At 60.2% G+C, this 21,038-nt stretch carries 18 protein-coding genes; 12 read left to right on the plus strand and 6 right to left on the minus strand.

Annotated features, from left to right (window positions below; genetic code table 11):
* The first annotated feature begins 288 nt into the window (after positions 1 to 288).
* The 3 genes from V5E97_RS16630 to V5E97_RS16640 are packed head-to-tail and all read left to right on the plus strand — an operon-like array spanning position 289 to position 3,109.
* Positions 289 to 1,032 carry a (Fe-S)-binding protein gene (locus tag V5E97_RS16630; RefSeq protein WP_406700415.1) on the plus strand — a complete coding sequence of 248 codons (744 nt, stop codon included), beginning with the start codon at positions 289 to 291 and terminating at the stop codon, positions 1,030 to 1,032.
* The gene (locus V5E97_RS16635; protein ID WP_406700416.1) at positions 1,029 to 2,465 is read left to right on the plus strand and encodes a LutB/LldF family L-lactate oxidation iron-sulfur protein; all 1,437 of its coding nucleotides are present in this window, start codon (positions 1,029 to 1,031) and stop codon (positions 2,463 to 2,465) included. Before V5E97_RS16630 ends, V5E97_RS16635 begins: the two co-directional genes overlap by 4 nt.
* Positions 2,462 to 3,109, plus strand: a complete 648-nt coding sequence (locus tag V5E97_RS16640; RefSeq protein WP_406700417.1) for a LutC/YkgG family protein — start codon at positions 2,462 to 2,464, stop codon at positions 3,107 to 3,109. The genes V5E97_RS16635 and V5E97_RS16640 overlap by 4 nt, the downstream gene beginning before the upstream one ends.
* A gap of 182 nt (positions 3,110 to 3,291) precedes the next feature.
* Here the strand turns inward: V5E97_RS16640 and V5E97_RS16645 are convergent, their stop codons facing one another.
* Positions 3,292 to 4,605: a B12-binding domain-containing radical SAM protein gene (locus tag V5E97_RS16645; protein WP_406700418.1), complete on the minus strand. Its 1,314-nt coding sequence runs from the start codon at positions 4,603 to 4,605 to the stop codon at positions 3,292 to 3,294.
* A 362-nt stretch (positions 4,606 to 4,967) separates the two neighbouring features.
* On the opposite strand from V5E97_RS16645, the gene V5E97_RS16650 reads away from it, so the two are divergent.
* The 5 genes from V5E97_RS16650 (at position 4,968) to V5E97_RS16670 (ending at position 10,153) form a co-directional block, all read left to right on the plus strand.
* The gene (locus V5E97_RS16650; RefSeq protein ID WP_406700419.1) at positions 4,968 to 6,278 is read left to right on the plus strand and encodes a DUF1501 domain-containing protein; all 1,311 of its coding nucleotides are present in this window, start codon (positions 4,968 to 4,970) and stop codon (positions 6,276 to 6,278) included.
* Positions 6,278 to 7,147 carry an SDR family oxidoreductase gene (locus tag V5E97_RS16655; RefSeq protein WP_406700420.1) on the plus strand — a complete coding sequence of 290 codons (870 nt, stop codon included), beginning with the start codon at positions 6,278 to 6,280 and terminating at the stop codon, positions 7,145 to 7,147. Before V5E97_RS16650 ends, V5E97_RS16655 begins: the two co-directional genes overlap by 1 nt.
* Before the next feature lie 177 nt (positions 7,148 to 7,324).
* Positions 7,325 to 8,695, plus strand: a complete 1,371-nt coding sequence (locus V5E97_RS16660; protein ID WP_406700421.1) for an MFS transporter — start codon at positions 7,325 to 7,327, stop codon at positions 8,693 to 8,695.
* A 65-nt stretch (positions 8,696 to 8,760) separates the two neighbouring features.
* Positions 8,761 to 9,564 carry an inositol monophosphatase family protein gene (locus tag V5E97_RS16665; RefSeq protein ID WP_406700422.1) on the plus strand — a complete coding sequence of 268 codons (804 nt, stop codon included), beginning with the start codon at positions 8,761 to 8,763 and terminating at the stop codon, positions 9,562 to 9,564.
* A 175-nt stretch (positions 9,565 to 9,739) separates the two neighbouring features.
* Entirely contained in the window at positions 9,740 to 10,153 is a 414-nt protein-coding gene (locus V5E97_RS16670) for a DUF1801 domain-containing protein (RefSeq protein ID WP_406700423.1), read from the plus strand.
* Between the two features lie 162 nt (positions 10,154 to 10,315).
* Here V5E97_RS16670 and V5E97_RS16675 read toward each other — a convergent pair whose 3' ends face one another.
* Positions 10,316 to 11,764: an ArnT family glycosyltransferase gene (locus tag V5E97_RS16675; RefSeq protein WP_406700424.1), complete on the minus strand. Its 1,449-nt coding sequence runs from the start codon at positions 11,762 to 11,764 to the stop codon at positions 10,316 to 10,318.
* Positions 11,765 to 12,195: 431 nt separating this feature from the next.
* Here V5E97_RS16675 and V5E97_RS16680 point away from each other — a divergent pair, with 431 nt between their 5' ends.
* Entirely contained in the window at positions 12,196 to 13,410 is a 1,215-nt protein-coding gene (locus V5E97_RS16680) for a cysteine desulfurase-like protein (RefSeq protein ID WP_406700425.1), read from the plus strand.
* A 210-nt stretch (positions 13,411 to 13,620) separates the two neighbouring features.
* The gene (locus V5E97_RS16685) at positions 13,621 to 14,250 is read left to right on the plus strand and encodes a PEP-CTERM sorting domain-containing protein (protein ID WP_406700426.1); all 630 of its coding nucleotides are present in this window, start codon (positions 13,621 to 13,623) and stop codon (positions 14,248 to 14,250) included.
* Positions 14,251 to 14,850: 600 nt separating this feature from the next.
* Here the strand turns inward: V5E97_RS16685 and V5E97_RS16690 are convergent.
* On the minus strand, positions 14,851 to 15,183 hold the full coding sequence (locus tag V5E97_RS16690) for a hypothetical protein (RefSeq protein ID WP_406700427.1): 333 nt from the start codon (positions 15,181 to 15,183) through the stop codon (positions 14,851 to 14,853).
* A gap of 564 nt (positions 15,184 to 15,747) precedes the next feature.
* Here V5E97_RS16690 and V5E97_RS16695 point away from each other — a divergent pair.
* A complete protein-coding gene (locus tag V5E97_RS16695) occupies positions 15,748 to 16,833 on the plus strand; it encodes a DUF1349 domain-containing protein (protein WP_406700428.1) in 1,086 nt (361 codons plus the stop codon).
* 37 nt (positions 16,834 to 16,870) lie between these two features.
* Here V5E97_RS16695 and V5E97_RS16700 read toward each other — a convergent pair whose 3' ends face one another.
* Complete coding sequence (locus tag V5E97_RS16700; protein WP_406700429.1) at positions 16,871 to 17,614, minus strand: proteasome-type protease; 744 nt, start codon at positions 17,612 to 17,614, stop codon at positions 16,871 to 16,873.
* A gap of 450 nt (positions 17,615 to 18,064) precedes the next feature.
* Between V5E97_RS16700 and V5E97_RS16705 the strand changes: the two genes are divergently transcribed.
* Positions 18,065 to 18,937 carry a transglutaminase-like domain-containing protein gene (locus V5E97_RS16705; RefSeq protein ID WP_406700430.1) on the plus strand — a complete coding sequence of 291 codons (873 nt, stop codon included), beginning with the start codon at positions 18,065 to 18,067 and terminating at the stop codon, positions 18,935 to 18,937.
* A gap of 14 nt (positions 18,938 to 18,951) precedes the next feature.
* Here the strand turns inward: V5E97_RS16705 and V5E97_RS16710 are convergent, their stop codons facing one another.
* Both V5E97_RS16710 and V5E97_RS16715 read right to left on the minus strand, forming a co-directional pair.
* The gene (locus tag V5E97_RS16710; protein ID WP_406700431.1) at positions 18,952 to 19,983 is read right to left on the minus strand and encodes a transglutaminase family protein; all 1,032 of its coding nucleotides are present in this window, start codon (positions 19,981 to 19,983) and stop codon (positions 18,952 to 18,954) included.
* An 89-nt stretch (positions 19,984 to 20,072) separates the two neighbouring features.
* Positions 20,073 to 21,038 (minus strand): alpha-E domain-containing protein, encoded by a 966-nt coding sequence (locus V5E97_RS16715; protein WP_406700432.1) that lies wholly within the window; start codon positions 21,036 to 21,038, stop codon positions 20,073 to 20,075.

Raw genomic sequence — 21,038 nt, forward strand, 5'->3', positions numbered from 1 at the left:
GCTGAGGCTCCCGAACCCGGCGGGTGGAGCGGACATGATCTGACCGAGATCGGGCTCGATGGGGTGCCGATCGAGGTCTCAATCGAGTAAGATCTTGAGGCGAATAGGCCCTTCCCTCAGGGCCGAACCCTCAGGGTGATCGGCCGAGAATTGATGCTCGTAGTCGCCAAGGCCCGACTGGGGCTGCGACGGCCGATTGGGCCGCGCGGTCAACTCCGCACAGCGGGCCTTGATGTGCGTGACGCGGACACGCGGACGCGGGTCGGAGTTACGGGAGCGGAGTGAGCGATGCGGGTTTCTCTGTTTATTACCTGCTTCAACGACACATTGTTTCCTCAGACCGGACGGGCCGTCGTCACGCTCCTCGAGCGTCTCGGCCACACGGTCGATTTCCCGCTCGAGCAAACGTGCTGCGGGCAGATGCATTTCAACACGGGCTACCAGCGCGAAGCGATTCCGATGGTCAGGCGGTTCACCGAGGTGTTCGCCGATGCCGAGGTTGTCGTTTCCCCCTCGGCTTCGTGCGTGGGCATGGTTCGCGACCTCTATCCCAGAGCGGCCGAGTTGGCTGAGGACCACCAACTGGCCAAGGCTGTGAGCGATCTGGCTCCTCGCGTCTTCGAACTTTCCGAGTTCCTGGTCAAGAAGTTGGGCGTCGAAGATGTGGGTGCCTATTATCCCCATCGCGTGACGTACCACCCGACTTGCCACTCGCTGCGAATGATCCGTGTGGGCGACGCCCCTTTGAAATTGCTCCGTGCCGTCCGTGGCATCGACCTGGTCGAGTTGCCACGCGCGGAGGAGTGTTGTGGGTTCGGTGGCACGTTCGCGGTCAAAAATGCGGATACGTCGATGGCCATGCTGGGCGATAAGTTGAGGTGTGTTCTCGACACGCGAGCGGAATTCTGCGCGTCGGCCGATACCTCGTGCCTGATGCACATCGGTGGAGCGTTGCACCGTCAGCGAGCCGGGGTGGGGACGGTCCACCTCGCGGAAATTCTCGCCTCCACGGAATCGAGTGTGAGCCGATGAGCCACGAGCCAATCCCCACACGCCCTGCGATCCGCTTCGAGGATGCAGCGCGAGTCGCGCTGGCGGACACACAGCTTCGCCGCAACATGGGCAAAGCCACGCAGACGATCCGTGGCAAGCGCGCGTCGGTTGTGGGGGAGTTGCCCGACTGGGAGAGTCTTCGCGAAGCAGGGCGCGCGACCAAGGAACAGACGCTCGAAAATCTTGGGTTCTATTTGACCCAGCTCGAGGCCTCGGTCCAGCGCGCGGGGGGACACGTTCACTGGGCGCGGGATGCTGCCGAGGCGAACCAGATCATCACCGGGATCGTCGCCGGGCACGGCGCTCGCGAGGTGGTCAAGATCAAGTCTTTGACCACCGATGAGATCGCGCTGAACGAGGCGCTTGCGGCTGCAGGAATCGAAGCGACCGAAACCGACCTGGCGGAACTGATCATTCAGCTCGCCGGCGAGCGCTCGTCCCATATTCTGGTCCCCGCAATCCATAAGAATCGCTCCGAGATTCGCGACCTCTTCATGAGCAAGCTCGGTGTGAAGTCACTCTCCGACGAACCGAGCGCCCTGGCCGCCGTGGCTCGAACGCACCTGAGGAAGAAGTTCCTGGAAACCAAGGTCGCGGTGAGCGGAGCTAATTTCGCCGTCGCCGACACCGGGACAGTCTGTATCGTCGAGTCCGAGGGGAACGGGCGCATGTGCCTGACCCTGCCGCCCGTCCTGATCTCGGTCATGGGCATTGAAAAAATTGTCCCCCACTGGGACGACTTCGAAGTCTTTCTCCAACTCCTTCCCCGCTCGTCCACCGGGGAGCGGATGAACCCGTATACCTCGTTCTGGACGGGAGTGACCAAGGGAGACGGCCCGCAAGAGTTCCACCTGGTCCTCCTGGACAACGGCCGCACCCGGGTCTTGGCCGATCCGATTGGGAGACAGGCACTCTTCTGCATTCGTTGCAGCGCTTGCTTGAACATCTGCCCGGTCTATGAACGCACCGGGGGGCACGCCTATCACTCCGTTTATCCGGGGCCAATTGGAGCGATCCTGACGCCGCAACTGGCGGGAGTCGAGAACGCAGGGTCGCTTCCGTACGCGTCCACGCTCTGCGGCGCCTGCTACGAGGTCTGTCCGGTCAAAATCAACATCCCCGAGGTCCTGATCCACTTGCGAGGCGAAGTTGTCCGCCACAAGCAGGATCAAGAGGAAGGGAGTCCCTGGTCAAATCCCGAGAGCCTCGGGATGAAGTTCCTTGCGGGCGTCTTCGCCGATCGTGGCCGCTATGAACGTTCCCAGAAGCTCGGGAGGTTCGGCCAGCGTTTTCTGATGCGTGGAGGATACATCGAACATCTTCCCGGCCAGCTTGGAGGCTGGACGGCGATGCGCGACATCTATCCTGTGGCTCCCCAGACCTTTCGCGAGTGGTGGAAGACGCGCTCATGAAGACCGCTAAAGAGGAAATTCTCGATCGGATCCGTCAGGCCCTCGGCGATCTTCCGCCTCGAACCGCCGAACCGGTACGATCCGCCCCCCAAGGCTATCTGCGATCCGACTCGACCCCGCACGAGGAGCAGGTCGAGCGGTTCATCGAGCGGGTGACCGAGTATAAGGCCACGGTCCGTCGTGTCGCGTCGCAAGACTTAGCGAAGGCGATCGCAGCAGCCTGCGCCCAGCGCAAGGTGCGCCGGCTGGTGGTGCCGAACGACCTGCCGGAAGCCTGGATTCCCTCCGATGTCGAGCAACTCCGCGACCCCGGCTTAACGAATCAACAACTCGACACCAGTGACGGTGTCCTCACCGCCTGTCGACTCGGGATCGCACAGACCGGGACGATCGTTCTCGACGCCGGGCCCGGTCAAGGTCGACGGGCGTTGACGCTCCTCCCCGACTACCACCTCTGCGTCATCGCCGTCGACCAGATCGTCGGCCTCGTGCCAGAAGCGGTGGCCCAACTCAACGACGCGGTCCGGGTGCCAGGTCACCCGCTCACCTGGATCTCGGGTCCCTCGGCGACCTCCGACATCGAGCTGAACCGCGTGGAAGGGGTTCACGGCCCACGGACGCTCGACGTACTTGTCGTCGGCTGAAAAACCCCCTCCGCTCCGAGCGTTGCCCATTCTTCAGGCGAGGGGGCAAGTCCGTTCCCTCGCCCCTTCCGCTTTCAGGTCGATTCTCATGGTGGGCCGTGCCCCCCCCCTACAAGAGCATTCTTCTCGGCTTGTAAGGTAGGGGATGACCCAGTAATTATTCATTGATTTTGGTGTGTTTTTTAGTAGTAAGTGAGCGGATGGATCTTCCGGTTCACTCCCCATCGGAAGAAGAGGTTGGGGATCAGCGACTGGAGCGTGTGCCGGTTGGGCGGGTACAAGATTCGTTTGGCGATCGAGCCGTACGAGTAGAATTGCCGTTGGGCTCGCCAGAATCCGTCTTCGAGCTCCTGCCGTGTCATATTCTTCGGCTCGAACACGCACTCGTAGCTGTGATAACGGTCCCAGTCGCTATGGTCGATTCTCCCCTGGGCCATCAGTTCATCCCGGATTTTCAGTCCGACACGCGGCGAAAGGATAAACATAAAGGAGAGCGGAGCCCGGTATTCGATCAACTTCGTGACGGTCGCGTCGAACGACTCCTTGGTATCTCCATCGAGTCCGAACATGACGTTCAGCGAAAACTCGATTCCTCGTTTCCTGATGGCGGCGAACTGCTCGGCGTATTTGTCCGCGTGATTCTGCTTCTTGTTGACCGACTTCAGGCTCTCCGGACTGACCGATTCCATGCCGATGTTGATGTGTCGGCAGCCACTGGCCCGCATCAAGTCGAGCATCTCCGCGTCGTCGCCCACGTTGGCCGTGCAGAGGCAGGTCCAGGCGACTTTGAGTGGACGCAAACCTTCCATAACCGCGAAGGCGTGCTTGCGATGGGCATTGAAAATATCATCCACGAAATAGACGAATTTACGCTTGCCCAACGACATCAAGACTCGGACTTCTTCAACGACCTCCTCGGGAGGTCGGTATCGAAACCGAGCCCCATAGACTTGCGTCACCTCGCAATAGCTACAGGCGTAGGGGCATCCGCGCGTCGTCTGGGCGGGTAGGTTGGGGATCCGGTAACGACGCAAGTCGAGCAAGTCATAGCGAGGCGTCGGAAGCCCTTTGAGGTCGGAGAGCTGGGAACTCAGATAACGCCCTTCGAGCCGGCCGGACGCGGCATCATTGAGCACCTTCAGCCAGACGCCTTCGGCTTCACCGATCACGACGCCATCGGCGTGCTGGAGCGCCTCATCGGGTGCCAGAGTCGCGTGGAACCCGCCGATGACGACGGGGACTCCTCGTTTCCGAAACTCATCGGCGATCTGATAAGCACGAGACGCCTGATGCGACATGCAGGTCAAACCCACAAGGTCACACGGTTCGCTGAAGTCGATGTCTTCGTAGAGGTCGTCCTTGATCGCGACGTCAATATCCGGCGGAGTCAATGCCGCAAGATAGGGGAGCGTCATTCCCAGCAACCATCGCGTCTTATTTCGGTAGACCGACCCGTCGGGCTCTAAGCGGGACGGCTGAACGAGCAACACCTTCATGTTGGATCCTCCGTGCGCGGCGTTCGAAGCAAATTCGAGGCCGACCGAGGTACAGACCAAAGTGTGTCTTGAGTTATCAACGTCGGTGCCACCTCGGAAATCAAGGGGCCATCGCCTGAACCTGACATCGGCCCTGCTCAGCGGGTCGGGCGGGATCATCGCACTGGCTAGACATCACCGCGACCAAGTGCTAAAGTGGCGTTGGTTGTTGAGCGAAGGTTAAACAGCATCGCTCGTCCCATTTGACTGATGGGGGTGGGATCTTGAGGGATGAACGGGGATCCACGGGACGTCTGGGCTGCGATGGTTTTCGCAAGCTGGGGATGTCGAGGCGGGGAGTTTTGCGGGCGGGTGCCCTGACCATGACGGGTCTGGGGTTGCCGGAACTCTTTCGCCGTCGGGCGGCTGCCGAGTCGGTTGCGAAAAGCAACGGCTTTGGCCGTGCTCGATCGTGCATTCTCATTTTTCAGTGGGGAGGTCCGAGCCAGCTCGATACCTGGGATCCCAAACCCGATGCGCCGGCGGAAATTCGCGGAGAGTTCGGCACAATCGCGACGCGCACACCAGGTGTCCGGCTCAGCGAGCACTTTCCGTTGCTTGCCGAACAAACCCACCGGATGACGATCATCCGCTCGATGAGCCACGATGATCCCGCCCACCTTTCAACGGCTCATCGCCTGTTGACCGGCCATCTGGCCCCAACGCCCTACTCCGACGCGGTTGGTCCTTCGCCCAGCGACTGGCCTCATCTGGGCGCGATCCTGGCGAAGTGCCGGCCGAGCAAGGGGGTCATGCCCCAAGCGGTGACCATGCCCTGGACGGTGGCGCATCCGGCCGCTCCGGGGGGCAAGGCTCCCGGCCAGCATGGGGGCTGGCTCGGTAAGGGGTTCGACCCGTTCGGGGTTGAGGGAGATCCGAACGCGCCCGACTTTCAGGTGAGCGGACTCGGCTTGCCCGAGGGACTGACCCCGGAGCGGATGGTCGACCGTCGCGTATTATTCGAGGCGTTGCGCGATCCGGCCGGCCTGTCCGGTCGCTCGGCCGGAGCCTGGGATGGTTTCCAGGGCCGCGCCTTGGATGCCCTGGCCTCGACTCAGGCGCGGGCCGCGTTTCAAGTCGCACGGGAAGACCCGAGGATTCGTGACCGCTACGGTCGCAACATCCATGGGCAATCCCTCCTGCTGGCGCGCCGTTTGGTGGAGGCGGGCGTCGGGCTCGTCACCGTCAACTGGCACAACGACGGCCTGAACTTTTGGGACACCCACGGCGACAACTTCAATAACCTCAAAAACCGGTTGATGCCTCCCGCCGATCGTGGATTCGCCGCCCTCCTCGAAGACCTGGACGCGCGTGGCATGCTCGACGAGACGCTCGTGGTCTGGGCCGGTGAGTTTGGCCGAACCCCTCGGATCACCAAGGGAAACGCAGGACGAGAACACTGGCCCCGCTGCTACTCCGCCGCCTTGGCGGGAAGTGGTGTCTCCGGCGGTCTGGTCTACGGCGCATCCGACCGTTGGGCCGCTTATCCCGCCCGGGACCCGGTCAGTCCCGACGACCTCGGCGCCACGATCCTTCACGCCCTCGGTGTCGATCCGGCCACGGAGGTTTATGATGCTGTTGGACGCCCGTTGCGGGTAAATACCGGGAGTCCGCTCCTCAGTGTCTTCGCATAATGATCGGCCCCAATCGATCCATGGCGGGGAAAGTTTGCCTGGTGACAGGTGCAACCTCCGGGATCGGCGAGATCACCGCGAAGGCATTGGCCGAGCGAGGCGCAACAGTAACCATCGTGGGACGCAGCCAGGAACGGTGCGCAGCGACTCTCGACCGAATTCGCCAAGCGATCCCCGACGCGGATGTCGACTTCTTGCTCGCCGATCTCTCCTCACAAGAATCGATCCGCAACCTCGCCTCACGCTTCCGGGAACGGAAGAGTCGGCTCGATCTGCTGATCAATAACGCAGGCGCCATCTTCTTCGAACGGCGCGAGAGCGTGGACGGGATCGAGCTGACCCTCGCTCTGAACCATCTCGCCTACTTCCAACTGACGAATTTACTTCTGGACATGCTTCAGTCGAGCGCTCCCTCCCGGATCGTCAACGTTGCGTCCGATGCGCATCGTTCGGCCAGAATGATCCAGTTCGACGATCTCGAGGGGCGAAAGCGGTATAGCGGATTCCGGGCCTACGCCCAATCGAAACTGGCTAACCTGCTTTTCACCTTCGAGCTGGCACGCAAGCTTGAAGGAACGCAGGTCACCGCCAATGCGCTTCACCCCGGGCTGGTGGCCACCAACATCTTCGCCGGCAATGGAATTCCCGGATGGTTCTTGAGGCGAGGGGCCGCTTTATTCGCCATCAGCCCAGAAAAGGGAGCCGAGACGTCGATCTACCTGGGATCGTCAGCGGAGGTGTCCGAAGTCTCCGGCCGTTACTTCTACCGCCAACAACCGACCCGCTCCTCTCTCGCATCGCGCGATGAGGAGCAAGCGAGGAGACTCTGGGATCGGAGCGCCGAGCTAACCGGCTTACCAACTCTCTAACTGGTTCATCCGGCAAGTCCTGGCGGAACTTGGCGTTCCTCACACCATCGACAACAATTCTTGCGGATATTCGGCTCTCACTCGATCGGACGCACAAGCTGCGCTTGTCCCCGGATCGTTCGTTTCCTAGCATTGGGGCAAATGGCCGCATGGTTAGGACGAGGAGCTTGAGTGCGCATGACCGAGTTTGTCGCGGAGTCGTTAGGAGCGTCGGAGCACGGTACTGAGATCAGGCGACAGCGGGTCATCTTGCTCATCCTGGCCGCAGTTCAGTTTACGAACATTGTCGACTTCATGATCGTGATGCCGCTTGGCCCGCAGTTGATGCGAACGCTCAGAATCGGCCCCACGCATTTTGGGTTGATTGTCTCGTCGTACACGCTCAGTGCCGGTATTGCAGGGTTGCTGGCCGCCGCCTTCATCGATCGTTTCGACCGCAAGTTAAGCTTCCTGACCCTCTACCTTGGTTTCCTGGTCGGGACTTTATTTTGCGGTCTCGCAGCGGGCTATCACGTCCTGCTGGCGGCCCGAGTCGTGACCGGGGCGTTTGGAGGGATTCTGGGAGGCCTGGCGATGGCGATCGTCGGCGACGTTTTCCCCGAACATCGGCGCGGTTCGGCGACGGGCACATTGATGTCCGCCTTTGCCCTGGCGTCCGTTGTCGGCGTCCCCTTTGGACTCACGTTGGGCACAGCGTATGGTTGGCACGTCCCTTTCTTGCTGCTGGCGGGAGCCGGTTCGGTCATCCTGATCGTCGCGGTGAAGGCAATGCCTTCACTTCGAGGGCACCTCGTTTCTGAGAAAGCGGCGAAGCATCCGATCGAGGAGGTGGTGGCCACGCTCACTCACCCCAACCATCTTCGCGCATTCGCCTTGATCGTGACCTTGATGTTCGGCAGTTTCACGGTGATCCCCTATATCAGCCCCTACCTCGTGGCGAACGTGGGTGTGACCGAGAAGCAACTCCCTTGGGTCTACGTCATTGGGGGGGGCTTGACCCTGATCGTCGCTCCCTTGGTCGGTAAACTCGCCGATCGTTACGGCAAGCTCCACGTCTACCGATGCGCGGCCCCGATTGCCGGCCTCTTGATGATTGCTGTCACCTGCTTGCCTCCGGTTTCCTTTCTTCTAGCCATCACGGTCGTCTCGCTCTTGATGGTCGGAAACGCAAGCCGGATGGTTGCGGCGATGGCCATGGTGATGGCCAGCGTCGATCCGAGGCGGCGGGGAAGCTTCATGACGGTCAACGCCTCGATCCAGCACCTCTCAACAGGGCTCGGTGCCTATGTCGGAGGGATGATCATTACCAAAGCAAGTAATGGGTCAATCCAACGATTCCCCTGGGTGGGAGCCGTCGCGACCACGACCACAATTCTGAGTCTGTTCCTTGCCGGACGCCTGCGCACGCACGGGGATTCGCTCAAGACCTCTCCGGCCTTGAGCCTCGGCGCGGCCGCCGAGGCGTTGGGAGACTCGAGCGAGCCTCTGGCCGCGACCGACCCGTCATCGCCTCTTTTGGGCGATGGAAACCCCAACCTTGCTTCTTGAATCAAGGCCTCGACCCGACCGGCCGATCGATCTCGTCGCGAGTCGTACAAAGGAAAATTCCATTGATGAACACGCCCGAATTGACGGTTGCCGAGCAGGCGGCCCGAGCCGCCGGCTCGATCCTCACACGTTATTTCCGTGAGGGGGTCACCATGCGGAGTAAAGATATTTCCAACCTTGTCTCCGACGCCGACATCGAGGCTGAGCGAGCGATCGTCGAGGTCATCCGCCGCTCCTACCCCGGACACGAGGTCATGGGCGAGGAGGAGCAGAAGGGGGATGCCAACGCGGAACATCTTTGGATTGTCGACCCGCTCGACGGTACCAACAACTTCGCCCACAAGATCCCCCACTTCGCCGTCTCCATCGCCTACTATCGCGGAGGCCAGCCTGAGGCCGGCGTCGTCTTCAACCCACTCCAGGATGAGTGGATCACTGCGGTCCGCGGACAAGGGGCGTTTCGAAATGGGGAACGGATCCAGGTTGCCGATCATACCCGGCTCGACGAGGCCCTTGTGGGGGTCGGCTTCTATTACGATCGCGACGAGTTGATGGAGGCCACCCTGAAGGCCATCTCTGACCTGAAACGGAGCCAGATCCACGGCATCCGCCGTTTCGGCACCGCGTCGCTCGACCTCTGCATGGTCGCCCGCGGACTTTTCGGCGCCTATTTCGAGTATACGCTCTCCCCCTGGGACTTCGCCGCGGGGCAGCTCATCGTCGAAGAAGCAGGAGGACGCGTCACGACCTGCCGAGGCGAGGCTCCCCCTCTGGCCCCGACAGGCATTCTTGCGACCAATGGCGCACTTCACGAAGCCATGCTCAAGATCGTCCGAGCCCGACATCCCAGCGACTCTCACAAGGTATAATCGTCTTAAAGGTTTGTTGATTGCTTATGATTTTGTTGCGGTAGTATCGAGTCGTTCTCTTCGCCAGCAGGTTCATACCCACTTGGTGAGGATCGTCACGCTGAACCGGTTAACGACTCGAACCCTTTCGCGTGCGGGAATTGAGTCGTTTGCCCGCCAGCGTTTAGAGAGCAACATGCCACCGAAGCCGTCCGCTCAGCAGAATCTCTCGAGCAACGCATCAACTGGCGTTGACTCGTTTCTTGCATCTTACGATCACCCGCTCAAGACCGAGATCCTCGTCGTCCGCCAACTCATCCTCGGGGCCGACACCGGCATTAGCGAAGGGATCAAGTGGAATGCGCCGAGCTTCCGTACGTCCGAGTGGTTTGCCACATTCCATCTCCGGGCGAAGTCAGGTCTCCAGGTGATCCTGCATTTGGGCGCGAAAGTGCGAGGTGGGCCGGCTGTCACAGTCGATGACCCTAACTCGCTCCTGGTGTGGCTCGGCAAGGACCGGGCGTCGGTCACGTTTCGGGACGCGGACGACGTCGTCGCAAAGGGAGAAGCCTTTGCGGATCTGATCCGACATTGGATCGAGCACGTCTAACAACATCCTTCGGATGTTGGCACTGTTCGCGTTCGAATCGGCAGTCAGGAGAGCTTCGGCTGGATCAGCTCGAACTGGGCTGTGATGCGTCGATCTGGACTGGAGATCCTCACCGCTGATAATCGTTAGTAAAGACTGGTTCTGGTTCACGTGAGCCGACGATCAGGGACGCGCCGGCGCGATCACCCTATACACGGAAACGGCTCCTTGCGGTCCCCAAGCTAATTGAACGCGGTTGCGCTGACTGGCGACAAAGCGACTGAGAGGATCCGCACCTGCGTTGGTGAAGGGATTCTCGTCAATGAGCAAGTAGGCAACCCCATATTGATCGATCAGTCGATCGATCGAATCCGGATCTTCTGTACTTGTCTCCAGCGCCCTACGTCCCGTTTGCCAATAAAGATCCGCTGGGTAATGAGTCAGAATCGGCCCTGGAGTCGGGGCGGTGTGTGCGATCCAGGCGCAGGCGGCGTCGAAGTCGCGGTACGTTCTTCGCTGGGCCTCGGCTCGACCGGTCGCGATCGCATACAGAGGGTATGGCAGTGAGAGGATCAGGAGGAACCACGCGGCCCACTTTCGGGGGTGCCTGATTCGCAGGTGGCGGAACAGTTCGGAACCTCCCTCGACCGCACCGATCAAGAGAACGGGGACGAGCGGGATCAGAAAGCGCCCGGCCTCAGTGAACGGCCAGGCCAGGAGCAGGAGCAACGTACACGACGGAACCAAGCCTGCCAGTCGTCGCCGCTTTGAGTGAAGCGTCCGCCACCACCCCAAGGCGACGATCGCCGTGAAGGCGATTGCACCACTCGTGGCCAGGGCCGAAATAAGCGGCCGATTCACGTAGACGGTGGCGATCTCAACGAACGGACCAAGAAGTTGGTCGGGAATCCGGCGCGTATAAAAGAGGAGCTGGCGCCCCAATAGCGAGGGCAAACCAGCGAACTCGAATAAACTCGCCTGCGAACCATGACCGACTCGATGAAGCCAGGCCAGCCACGGAACCAAGCAAATCGAGGTCGTGACCAGCGTGACAACCGCAAGGACCACACGCCGCCTCAGCAGCATGTCGAGTACGACAGCCGCGGCAAGGCACACGCCGACGTGACGGGTCAGAATGCTCGCCGCCACCAGGAGGCCGAGCAGGATCCCCTGTTGGGGCCTATTCGCTCGTGCCCCGCTCGCTACGAGTAATGTCAGCACGCTGAGCAAACAGTAGAGTGGCTCCGATTGGATGGCGCCCCCCATTCGTCCCCAACTCCAATTCACTGCGAGCGCCGATCCGAGTGCCAGTGCAATCCCGGAAGGATAGAGCCGCCGGAACCAGTACCAAGACGCGATGGTGGCGGCCACGGTGAAGGCAACCGAGAGCGCATGGGCCGCGGTAAATGAGGCTCCTGCTATTCGATAGAGGCCAGACAAGACGAGTGGATACACCGGAGGAAAGTGAGTGTGAGGAGGCGTGGCGGGATGGCTCCCCTCTCGATACCCAAGTCCCGAGGCTAACGACCAGCCAAGGACCGCATACCCAGCCCCGTCATGTCGAGGGGGCGAGCGGAACCCCGTGTTGGGGAAGACGGAGCTCAAGGTCATCGCAAGGAGGATCAAACTCACGGGCCCCGCACCCAAGTTTCGTCTTAAAATCATCGGAACATGCTCATCAAGAACGTACCCCGTGAAGCAGATCGAAGGGGATGAGCCACCGGCCAGATCCGAAGGATGCGGTGACCTCTCGAGCGATTCGAAGCCTTGAGCCCAGCCGTTGCGTTGCCAGGTCGGGTAGGGCTAGGAGGCGCCCCCTGCCCTATTGATCCGGATCGCGTTGCGACACCATAACGCCACGCCGCGATTCCCGCGAGGGCTGAGAAACCGAACCTCGTCGATCTCGTCAAGTCAGCGATTTCAGGTCGGGAGCACGGTTTGGGAGAACTGGATTGACGAAGGCTCATGGGGGAGTCTATGGTCGGGAAAAGCTGAGGAGTAGGCCCGGTGGAAATCTAAGTCGCGACCCAACTATGACCAACAACATCGAACGATCAGATCGCGTGGCGTCGCTTCAGGAGATCCGGTCGCGGTTCCCTGCGCTGGAGCGCCGGGTGAATAGCCAATCGGTGGCCTACTTCGACGGCCCTGGAGGAACGCAGGTCCCGCAAGCCGTTGTGGATGCGGTGGCTGACTACCTCCTCCACCACAACGCCAATGCTCATTGGGCCTATCCGACGAGTGAGGAGACCGATTTCGTCATTGCCCAGGGGCGGGCGGCCCTGGCCGACTTCCTGAATGCGTCTGCTTCCGAGATCGCCTTCGGCGCGAACATGACAACGCTCACTTTCCACCTGGCTCGGGCCATCGGGCGCCGACTCGGCCCTGGTGACGAGATCGTGGTGACCGAACTCGACCACCATGCCAACGTGGCCCCCTGGCAGGCCTTGGTCGTGGAGCGCGGAGTGACCCTTCAAACCGTCGCCGTCCGCCCCGAGTCAGGAGAGCTCGACTGGGCCGATCTGGCGTCCAAGATCAACCGACGAACCAAGGTTGTGGCGATCGGCGCAGCCTCGAACGCACTCGGAACCATCAACGACGTCGCCGCTGCTGCCGCGCTTGCTCACGAGGTCGGAGCCCTGATCTTCGTTGACGCGGTCCACTACGCGCCTCACCGACTCGTCGATGTTCGGGCCTGGGATTGCGACTTCCTCGCATGCTCGGCTTACAAGTTCTATGGGCCGCATGTGGGCGTGCTGTTCGGCAAGAACGATCTTCTCCAATCGCTCGATCTTCCCAAGCTTGAGCCAGCCCCCAATACCACGCCCGAACGTATCGAGACGGGTACACAGAATCATGAGGGGATTGCCGGCGCGGCCGCGGCCGTCGACTTTCTGGCTTCGTTGGCAGTCGGGCCGACTCGTCGTGCGCGGCTCACGAGCGTTTTCGACTCGTTTCACGACAGTGGGGCAACCCTGATCGGTCACCTCTGGCAAGAATTATCAGCCATCCCGATGGTCCAACTTTTCGGCCCCGACCCGACCACGTTGCGCACCCCAACAATTTCGTTCTCGATCAGGGGCATTCCGGCGCGAGACGTCTCCCGGAAACTCGCGGAGAAAGGGCTCTTCGTGTCTCACGGAAACTTCTACGCGAAAACACTTTTCGAGCGGATTGGCCAGTCGCGCGACGGGCTCGTGCGAGTGGGATGCGCCTGCTACACCGAGCCGCGGGAAATCGCGCGGCTCATTGAAGTAGTTCGAGAGATTTGCGGTTGATGCTGGGTGGCGAGTCCGAGCAAACTCGTCGGCAAATCGTCGAGAAAAATCCAGAACAAAATCCTAGAAACCGTAAAATCGAGGTTTACAGGGATGGTGATGTTGAGTATCTTCCGGCCCGCTCGACGTCATCTTTGAGGCCCACGACAGTACCACTGAGAAGCTGACGTTACTTCTAGGATCGCGCCATTCAACTTCAGGAGGATGACAATGCGGATGGTACGCAGATGGAGCGGTGTTTCGAAGCTTGCGCTTGCCTTGAGCCTGACGTTCTTGGCTGGTGCCAACGTTTCGGCGAGCACCCTGGTCACTTACAGCACCAGCGGAACCGTTGAGTCCAGTGGCGTGTCGGGCTCGGGCGTGATCTCGTTCAAGAGCCTGACGGACGCGTCTTTTGACTCTCCGTCATTTTTCAGTCTGGGTGACTTTCAGGTTGCCGCACTCCCCACGGGCGATTCGACCACCTATACGAATACGCCGTTCAGCATCACGCTGATCGCGAACGAAGTTGATGGTAGTGTCCCCGTTCCCAACGGTACCCCGATCGTCATCAGTGGCGTACTCAACGGCAAAATCTCCGGCGCGAATCAGTCGACGGTCCGGGCCACGTTTAATCCCGTCGGCGAAATCCCCTTCCTGACCGGCGAATTCGCGAACGTGCTCACTCTTCCCGTCACAGACATTTTTCTCGTTCCGTCGACAACGAACCAAGGTGTCACCACGGCTGAGGCTCACCTTCGCACTGTCCCCGTGCCTGAGCCCACGACCATTGCCCTGTTCCTGACGACTTTCGCGGGCCTTGGGCTTCGTCGCCGTCTCCGAGCGACCTCCCCTGCCTGAAGCATGTCCGGATATCTTGACTTTCGTGCTCGTTATCTACCCGACCTAGGGCCGCTTCACCCAAGCGTCTCTCAGGCCGGGTAGTCGTTTATGGGGCGTCCTGCCTCGGTTGCCGATGAACTGTCCTTCCCTACTTAACCCTTCAATATCAACTCGCTTGGAATTAGTTTGGATTTGTTGATGTGGGTGTAATCAGCAAGATGTCGTATTTAATCCAATATGTTGGTTGCGAACGGACGCTGGACACGATTGACTTGATGTCAAAGCCCGACTGGTCAATTGGGATTGGGTTCGGAATCAGTTTGAAGTGAAAAAACCCTCCGGTGCGCATCCGGAGGGTGGTCGCCAGCGAGCGTTGTCTCGATTGCGTTCGGTCAAGCGCCCGACCGAGGCGTCATGAAGAGCATCAAAAGTTGTATCGAGAACGAAGATCTGGCTCGGGAAACCGAGAGATCGGCCGCATGCGATCGACCTGATTCGGCCCGCTCTCGTGGCCAGCCCCAGGACGATGGGGACGATACTCAACCTGTCCTGGAGCGTCAATCCGGATCTTCAGGATGCAAGGTGGAAAGTGACTTGCCACCGGTGGGAATCAGGAGTTCATCGATCTCGAGCCTCGAGCGTATCGTCCTCCGACTTGTGGTAGCCCAACCCCTGAAGGACGCCCAGCACTTCGCTCCAGGTCGGATACAATCGACCGCTATCCCGCTTGTAATTCTGCATGGCCAGCATGAATTCGATCTCGGCGGACGTGTAGTTCCGATCGCAGGTCGTCGGATCAACCAGCCGTCTCCTTCCGTGCGATCCGCGAGTGAGTGAGGCTCGTCGGGCGGCCTCGCTGGCTGTGGCATTCGTCCAGTCTTCGATGCCCCGCGAACCAATCAAGCCCAGTGGATCATCGGGGAGCGGCGAGGAATTGTTTCTGAGTGCCATGGGGCAAGTTCCCTCGGGGCAAGACCGAGAAATCGACCATGCCCAGGCCTCTTTTCATCGACTTCGGAATCCCTCCGTCACGATCACCGTCCTTGGGTGAAGCCATCAGCCGATTCATATTAGATCAATGGAGTCTAGTTAGACAATAAGCCAGCAAAAAAAGCCGCGACCATGAAGTTTCGGCAAAGTAACATGATCTTGATTGCCGCCGTCTGTTCCGGAGCAACGGATTATCGGCCAAAATGAGGATGCTCCCGGGCAGCCCCTGGTTGAGCGAATCCCAGGCGAAAATCACATCGGGTCCCGATCACATCACATCATACACAACCGAGGGGGATAAGGTAGGATTGACAAAGGTTAATCGTTCCCCTTAGCATGAGTCAGTACAACGTACGGTGGTTGCACATTTCTCCGGCTCTCACGACATTTCTCGGTCCTTTTGCTCGACCATTGACGCGTTCGCCGATTTTCGAAACCATCCGGCGCGCTCGAGGGGGTTGACCAGCCGTGGCGAGTTCAGCGAGCACGAAAAAACGGCAATCTCTCAGTCCAAATGAGGATACTGTGGGGCGGTCACCCACAGGTAAACCGCAGCTCTTGACCCAACTTCCCGGGTCTTTGTTCACCTCGCCCGGCTTCATCATGGGGCTGATCGCGGTCGAATTTCTTTACGGCCTTCTTCTCTTCGCTGTGATGTCGACCAACAAGCGACACCGGTCCGAAGATCAAGCCGCGTCCGAACTCTACGCGAGTGCTGGGCCCGTTGAGCCTCCTCTCCCCGCAGTGGTCAAACCCGAACCCGTTTCGACAGCAGCGGCTAAGGAAGGGGTGACCGCCACCTCGACGCCCGAGAATGAGAAGGTCACGCCCGAGGCCGCAACGGCTCCCAAGTTAGCTAGCCAGACGGTCGCCCAAACCGAGGCCTCCAAAGAGCCGTCTCAAAACACGCCCCTGAACGAGGCCCGCGAAACCCTCGACGACAAGAAAGTGGTCGCCCGGGCGTCTCCCGAGCCGACGCCGACCAAGCTGGAAGCCGTCGAGAAGAAACCTCTTTCCATCTATCCTCCCCTCGGCCTTCTGATTGATCCACTGCAGGATTCTGTCGTGAAGCAGGGGGACAATACCGTGACGATCCAGGTCGCCGCTGGTCCTCACATTTTTGACGCAACGCGAGACATTGCCGACGCACCCCGTGCCTTAGCCGACGTCGAGGGAGACTTTACCGCTGAAGTGAAAATCCTCGGTGATCTTCAGCCGGGAACAGTTCCGCTCAAAGGTCTCTTCTTCACGTTCCAGGGGGCGGGACTCTTGCTCTGGCAGGACAAGGATAACTACGTTCGGTTTGAGCGGGCGTCCGCGTACACGGGTGAGCGACTTCAATGGTTGTACCTTGAAAGTTGCAAGGACGGAAAGCTGAGCAAACCGAAGAAGCCCATGAATGTCCGCGACGGTGCGGTGACACTTCGGCTGGAGCGTCGCGGCAACACGATCAACTACTCCTACTCGCTCGATGGCAAGACCTTTCTTAAGGTTGATCACACCGCCACCAGCCTCGCTCGTAAGTTGAGCGTCGGAATCTCAGCGAACAACGCGTCGCCCCGCGCGTTCCCCGCACGATTCGCGGACTTCGTTCTCACGCCGGCCTCTTGAAACGGGGCCGGCGGCATCCGCCGGCCCCGTTCGGCGATTAGTCACGCGTGTCGACCTCGTTGAACCGGACCGGAGGAAGTTCCTGGACGGCTCTGCGCAGGGCCTGCTCCCAGTGGGCGTTGATCGCCAGCAGGTCGGGGTCTTTGTCCATGAACCGTCGTTGACGGCTGATCATGAGTTCGTTCTGCGTGTACACCAAGAGATCGATGGGCGGGCCGACGGTGACGTTGGATCGCATCGTCGAGTCGAGCGAAATCAAGGCGTAGCGCGCAGCGTCTTCTAGAGTCGTGCGATCATAACGAACGCCGCGATCGAGGATCGGACGGCCGTATTTGCACTCGCCAATCTGAAGAAAGGGCGAGTCCTCGGTCGCTTGCAAGGGGTTCCCTTGCGGGTAGATCAAGTACAGGTCGTGTGGTTGCCCGCGAATCTGGCCGGCCAATAAAATGTGGACGTTGAATTTGTAAGCGTCCTGCTCGAGCGCTTGCCGATCCATGGCCGAGACCCTACGCACCTGGTCGCCGACGATGCGTGCAGCGTCGTAGAGCGAACCGGCGGTCGCCAGTCCTGCCCCTTGGTCGAAGTCTCGCCTCAACAAGGTCAACACCGACTGCGAGCAAGAGAGGCTGCCGCTGGTCAAAAGGACGAACACCCGCTCTCCCGGGTCGACGAACGAATGCATCTTTCGGCAAATATTGACCTGGTCATAACTGGCGTTCGAGCGCGAGTCGGATGCCATTACCAACCCTTCACGCGTCTTGATCCCCACACAATACGTCATCGCAAATTTCCTTGAGTCGGCGGCCTGAGTTGCTGGTCACGGTTGGCCTTATTCTCTATTTGGAAAATGGATGACCGTGACCTTGCCGAGGCTGCTGGGTGCCACGGGTTGTACCCAACCCGTACGCCATAAACTCGGGCTTCTGCTCACGGGTGGGGTACCACCCGTGGCACCCAGGACTCGCACACCATTCCAGAGGAGGACCAGGTCCACCCGCTTCGCGCTTCCCACCCTCTTGTGCGCTCACACGTTTCCAGCCCAGGTGATAGCACGAGCAAGGACGCTCATGCAAGCGGAGTCGCGTTCCCTCGAGGCCCTTATTCTCGAATCCTTACGTCATCTAATCCAAATCTCGATCATTGACTATTGACAACGAGAATGTTGATCTCTAGGATTCCAATTGATGATCTCACCTCATGCCAGGGTGACGTACTTAGGCGGCAAAAATGCATGCTCATACGAATTGGCTACGAGCTGGTCTTTCAGATTCCTTCGGCCTGTCCAATGACGTTGATGCTCGGGCTTCGGCCAGAACGGGCCACCTCGATCCGAAGGGCTGCCGGCCTGCAGCTTGATCCTGTGGTGCCGATCGAGTCGTTCACCGACGACTTTGGGAACCTTGGAACTCGAATCGTCGCCCCACCAGGGCGATTGGTCCTCCAGGATGATCTGATCGTGGAGGATGACGGATCCCCTGATTGCGTCGCCCCCAATGCTCGCCAGCTTCCGGTCGAAGAGTTGCCGGCGGACGTCCTGGTCTACCTGCTGGGAAGCCGTTATTGCGAGGTGGACCGGCTCCTGGAGATTGCCTGGCAGCTCTTTGCCAAGGCACCATTGGGTTGGGCGCGAGTCCAGGCGATCTGCGACTGGGTCCATCATCACATCCAATTCGGGTATTCCTATGCCCGTCCGACCAAAACAGCCCACGACGTTTATGTGGAGCGCACCGGAGTTTGTCGTGATTTCACCCACCTCGCCCTGACCTTCTGCCGCTGCATGAATATCCCGGCTCGCTACGTCACTGGCTATCTGGGCGACATCGGGATCCCGCCACAGCCAGACCCGATGGATTTCAGTGGATGGTTTGAGGCCTATCTCGATGGTCGGTGGTATACGTTTGACGCACGTCACAACGTTCCCAGAATTGGCCGGATCGTGATGGCGCGGGGACGAGACGCCGTCGATGTCGCTCTGACGACTTCGTTCGGCGTGAATACCCTCGAGTCATTCACCGTCTGGACCGACGAAGTAAAGACCGCTGAACTGTCGCCTTCCGCGCCCGAACTGATCCGCGCAGCGGCCAACCGAATCGTCACGGTCTGAGATTCAATCCGGGATTATTGCTGCTGCTGCTCCCCTTGCTGCCGATGAAGCCCCGCATGAGGGCTCCGCTGATTCGGATAAGCGCTCCGCGACGACCGCCGGGGCGCGAATCCGACCATTCCTTGCCGCTGAGACTGAGACTGAGAATAGGACTGGGCGAATCCCCCGATTGCCCGCGGCCGCGGCGGCGACCACTCGTTCCATTCCACCGTGGCCTGCTCCACAGGATCAACGGTGACGGAAACCGCCATCGTCTCCTCCGATTGCCCTTTCCAGAGACCTCGATTCGGGGGGACGTCGGAGTAGTCGCGGCCGATAGCGGTGACGACGTGGTCATGTTCCACGACACAGGAATGAGTCGGGTCGACGTCGATCCAGCCCACTTGCGGATTGCCCCAGACTTGGCACCATGCGTGGGTGGCGATCTCCCCCGGGTGGTTGACGTAACCACTGACGTATCGCGCGGGTAGATGGATGCCCCGGCAGGCGGCCATGAAGAGGTGTGCGAAATCCTGGCAGACGCCACGCCCCAGTTCCAGCGCTTCGCTGACAGGCGTCCGCGCCGAGGTCACTCGCTTCTCATACTGGAGGCGTGCGTTCACGGCGTTTATAACAGCGTAAACAACGTCCAAAAGCGTACCGCTCGGGATTTCCAGCGTAGAAACGAATGCGGTTAACGCGGCACTGCGCTCGACGAGCGGGCTTGGCTGGAGATATTCCAACGCCTCAATCGCCACGGAATTGCCCGGTTGAGGTGGCCAGGGAATTCCGGACAGACGCTCCAGCCCGGGGCGTCGGTGGGTTCGCACATAACTCGTCGCCTGAGTGACCAGTTCGTGGTACGGGCTGGTGATATTGAACAGGTCGACCCGGTTCCCAAACCCGTCACGGTAGGACGTGATGGGCGTCTGGGGGCTGATCTTGAGGTGATATCCCATTGAAGTCTGATCGTCGTTGGACGGTGGAGCCATGCGGAGCTCGAAGACCGTTTCCGAGACGGGATTGGAGTAGGTCAGCTTCGTTTCATGACGAATTCGGAGCAGCATCTTGCGGTTCCTCGGACCCAGAGATCGATGAACGCAAATAGGGGGCGTTTCGCCCCGGGATCGGTGCGATCGGGCGGCGGCGGCACGGTTCAGGAGAAGAAATAGGCTTGGTGGATCTCTTCGCCGATCCGGTCGCAGGAATCCTGAACCTCGGTGAGGAACAGGGAAAGGCCTTCGTCAATGATCTCTTCCACATCCATGTAGCGGAGTTCGCTGTCGAGTCGGCCCAGTTGGCGTTCGGCCTCGCTGCCGTATTCTTCCCCGTCGCCCCCCGCAATCTCGCGGAGCGACTCGCAACAGCGCGCGACGCAGAACCGCATGGCGCGGGGGAAGTCGGAATTGAGGACCAGGTATCGGACCACTCGTTCCGGATCGATCTGCTCGTGGTGCTCACGAAGGTAGGCTTCATAGGCCGAGCAACTTCGCAAAAGGCTCGACCAGTGGACCAGTCTGAGTCCGCCTGCGTCGACCGAACCCGGCTCGCGCATCCCGAAAAGCTTGACGTTGAGGATCCGGCTCACCTGATTCACTCGCTCCAGGTAGCGGCCCAACTGGAGAAAGTGGAAAACCTCAGTCCTCGGCAAGGTCGCGTCGACCAATCCGTCGAAGAGGATGCAGGCCCGCTTGATCGTGTCATAGAACCGAGGCGGGCTCGTGGAAAATCGCTTCCGCGCCTTGGAGCTGCCGAGGTAGAGGTAGAGCTTGTTGACCTGGCTCCAGACCTCCCCGCTCAGCGTTTCCTGAGACCCGCGTGCATTCTCACGGGCACGGCCGAGCATGGAGATGATGGAGTGGCTGTTCTGCCGGTCGAAGGTCAAGAATCGAAGCACATCGTCCCGCTCGCGTTCCTTGGTGCCGTGCGACCGCTCGAAGGCCTCTCGGCAGGCCAGGATTGTCAGGACACTCTCGATCGGCCCCGGTCCTTCGGCCGCTCCATTCAGTCCGGTCGCGTCGAGTTCCAGGTGGAAACCGACGTCGAGGAGTCGCGACACGTTCTCAGCACGCTCGACGTAGCGGCTGATCCAATAGAGGTTCTCGGCCACCCGGCTTAGCAT

Source organism: Singulisphaera photorubra (assembly GCF_045290345.1).
GTDB lineage: Bacteria > Planctomycetota > Planctomycetia > Isosphaerales > Isosphaeraceae > Singulisphaera.

Excerpts from the sequence above, each read along its gene's own strand:
- V5E97_RS16630 (WP_406700415.1), top strand. The coding sequence starts at position 289 with ATGCGGGTTTCTCTGTTTATTACCTGCTTCAACGACACATTGTTTCCT.
- V5E97_RS16635 (WP_406700416.1), top strand. The coding sequence starts at position 1,029 with ATGAGCCACGAGCCAATCCCCACACGCCCTGCGATCCGCTTCGAGGAT.
- V5E97_RS16640 (WP_406700417.1), top strand. The coding sequence starts at position 2,462 with ATGAAGACCGCTAAAGAGGAAATTCTCGATCGGATCCGTCAGGCCCTC.
- V5E97_RS16645 (WP_406700418.1), bottom strand. The coding sequence starts at position 4,605 with ATGAAGGTGTTGCTCGTTCAGCCGTCCCGCTTAGAGCCCGACGGGTCG.
- V5E97_RS16650 (WP_406700419.1), top strand. The coding sequence starts at position 4,968 with ATGACGGGTCTGGGGTTGCCGGAACTCTTTCGCCGTCGGGCGGCTGCC.
- V5E97_RS16655 (WP_406700420.1), top strand. The coding sequence starts at position 6,278 with ATGATCGGCCCCAATCGATCCATGGCGGGGAAAGTTTGCCTGGTGACA.
- V5E97_RS16660 (WP_406700421.1), top strand. The coding sequence starts at position 7,325 with ATGACCGAGTTTGTCGCGGAGTCGTTAGGAGCGTCGGAGCACGGTACT.
- V5E97_RS16665 (WP_406700422.1), top strand. The coding sequence starts at position 8,761 with ATGAACACGCCCGAATTGACGGTTGCCGAGCAGGCGGCCCGAGCCGCC.
- V5E97_RS16670 (WP_406700423.1), top strand. The coding sequence starts at position 9,740 with ATGCCACCGAAGCCGTCCGCTCAGCAGAATCTCTCGAGCAACGCATCA.
- V5E97_RS16685 (WP_406700426.1), top strand. The coding sequence starts at position 13,621 with ATGCGGATGGTACGCAGATGGAGCGGTGTTTCGAAGCTTGCGCTTGCC.
- V5E97_RS16690 (WP_406700427.1), bottom strand. The coding sequence starts at position 15,183 with ATGGCACTCAGAAACAATTCCTCGCCGCTCCCCGATGATCCACTGGGC.
- V5E97_RS16700 (WP_406700429.1), bottom strand. The coding sequence starts at position 17,614 with ATGACGTATTGTGTGGGGATCAAGACGCGTGAAGGGTTGGTAATGGCA.
- V5E97_RS16705 (WP_406700430.1), top strand. The coding sequence starts at position 18,065 with ATGCTCATACGAATTGGCTACGAGCTGGTCTTTCAGATTCCTTCGGCC.
- V5E97_RS16710 (WP_406700431.1), bottom strand. The coding sequence starts at position 19,983 with ATGCTGCTCCGAATTCGTCATGAAACGAAGCTGACCTACTCCAATCCC.
- V5E97_RS16715 (WP_406700432.1), bottom strand. The coding sequence starts at position 21,038 with ATGCTAAGCCGGGTGGCCGAGAACCTCTATTGGATCAGCCGCTACGTC.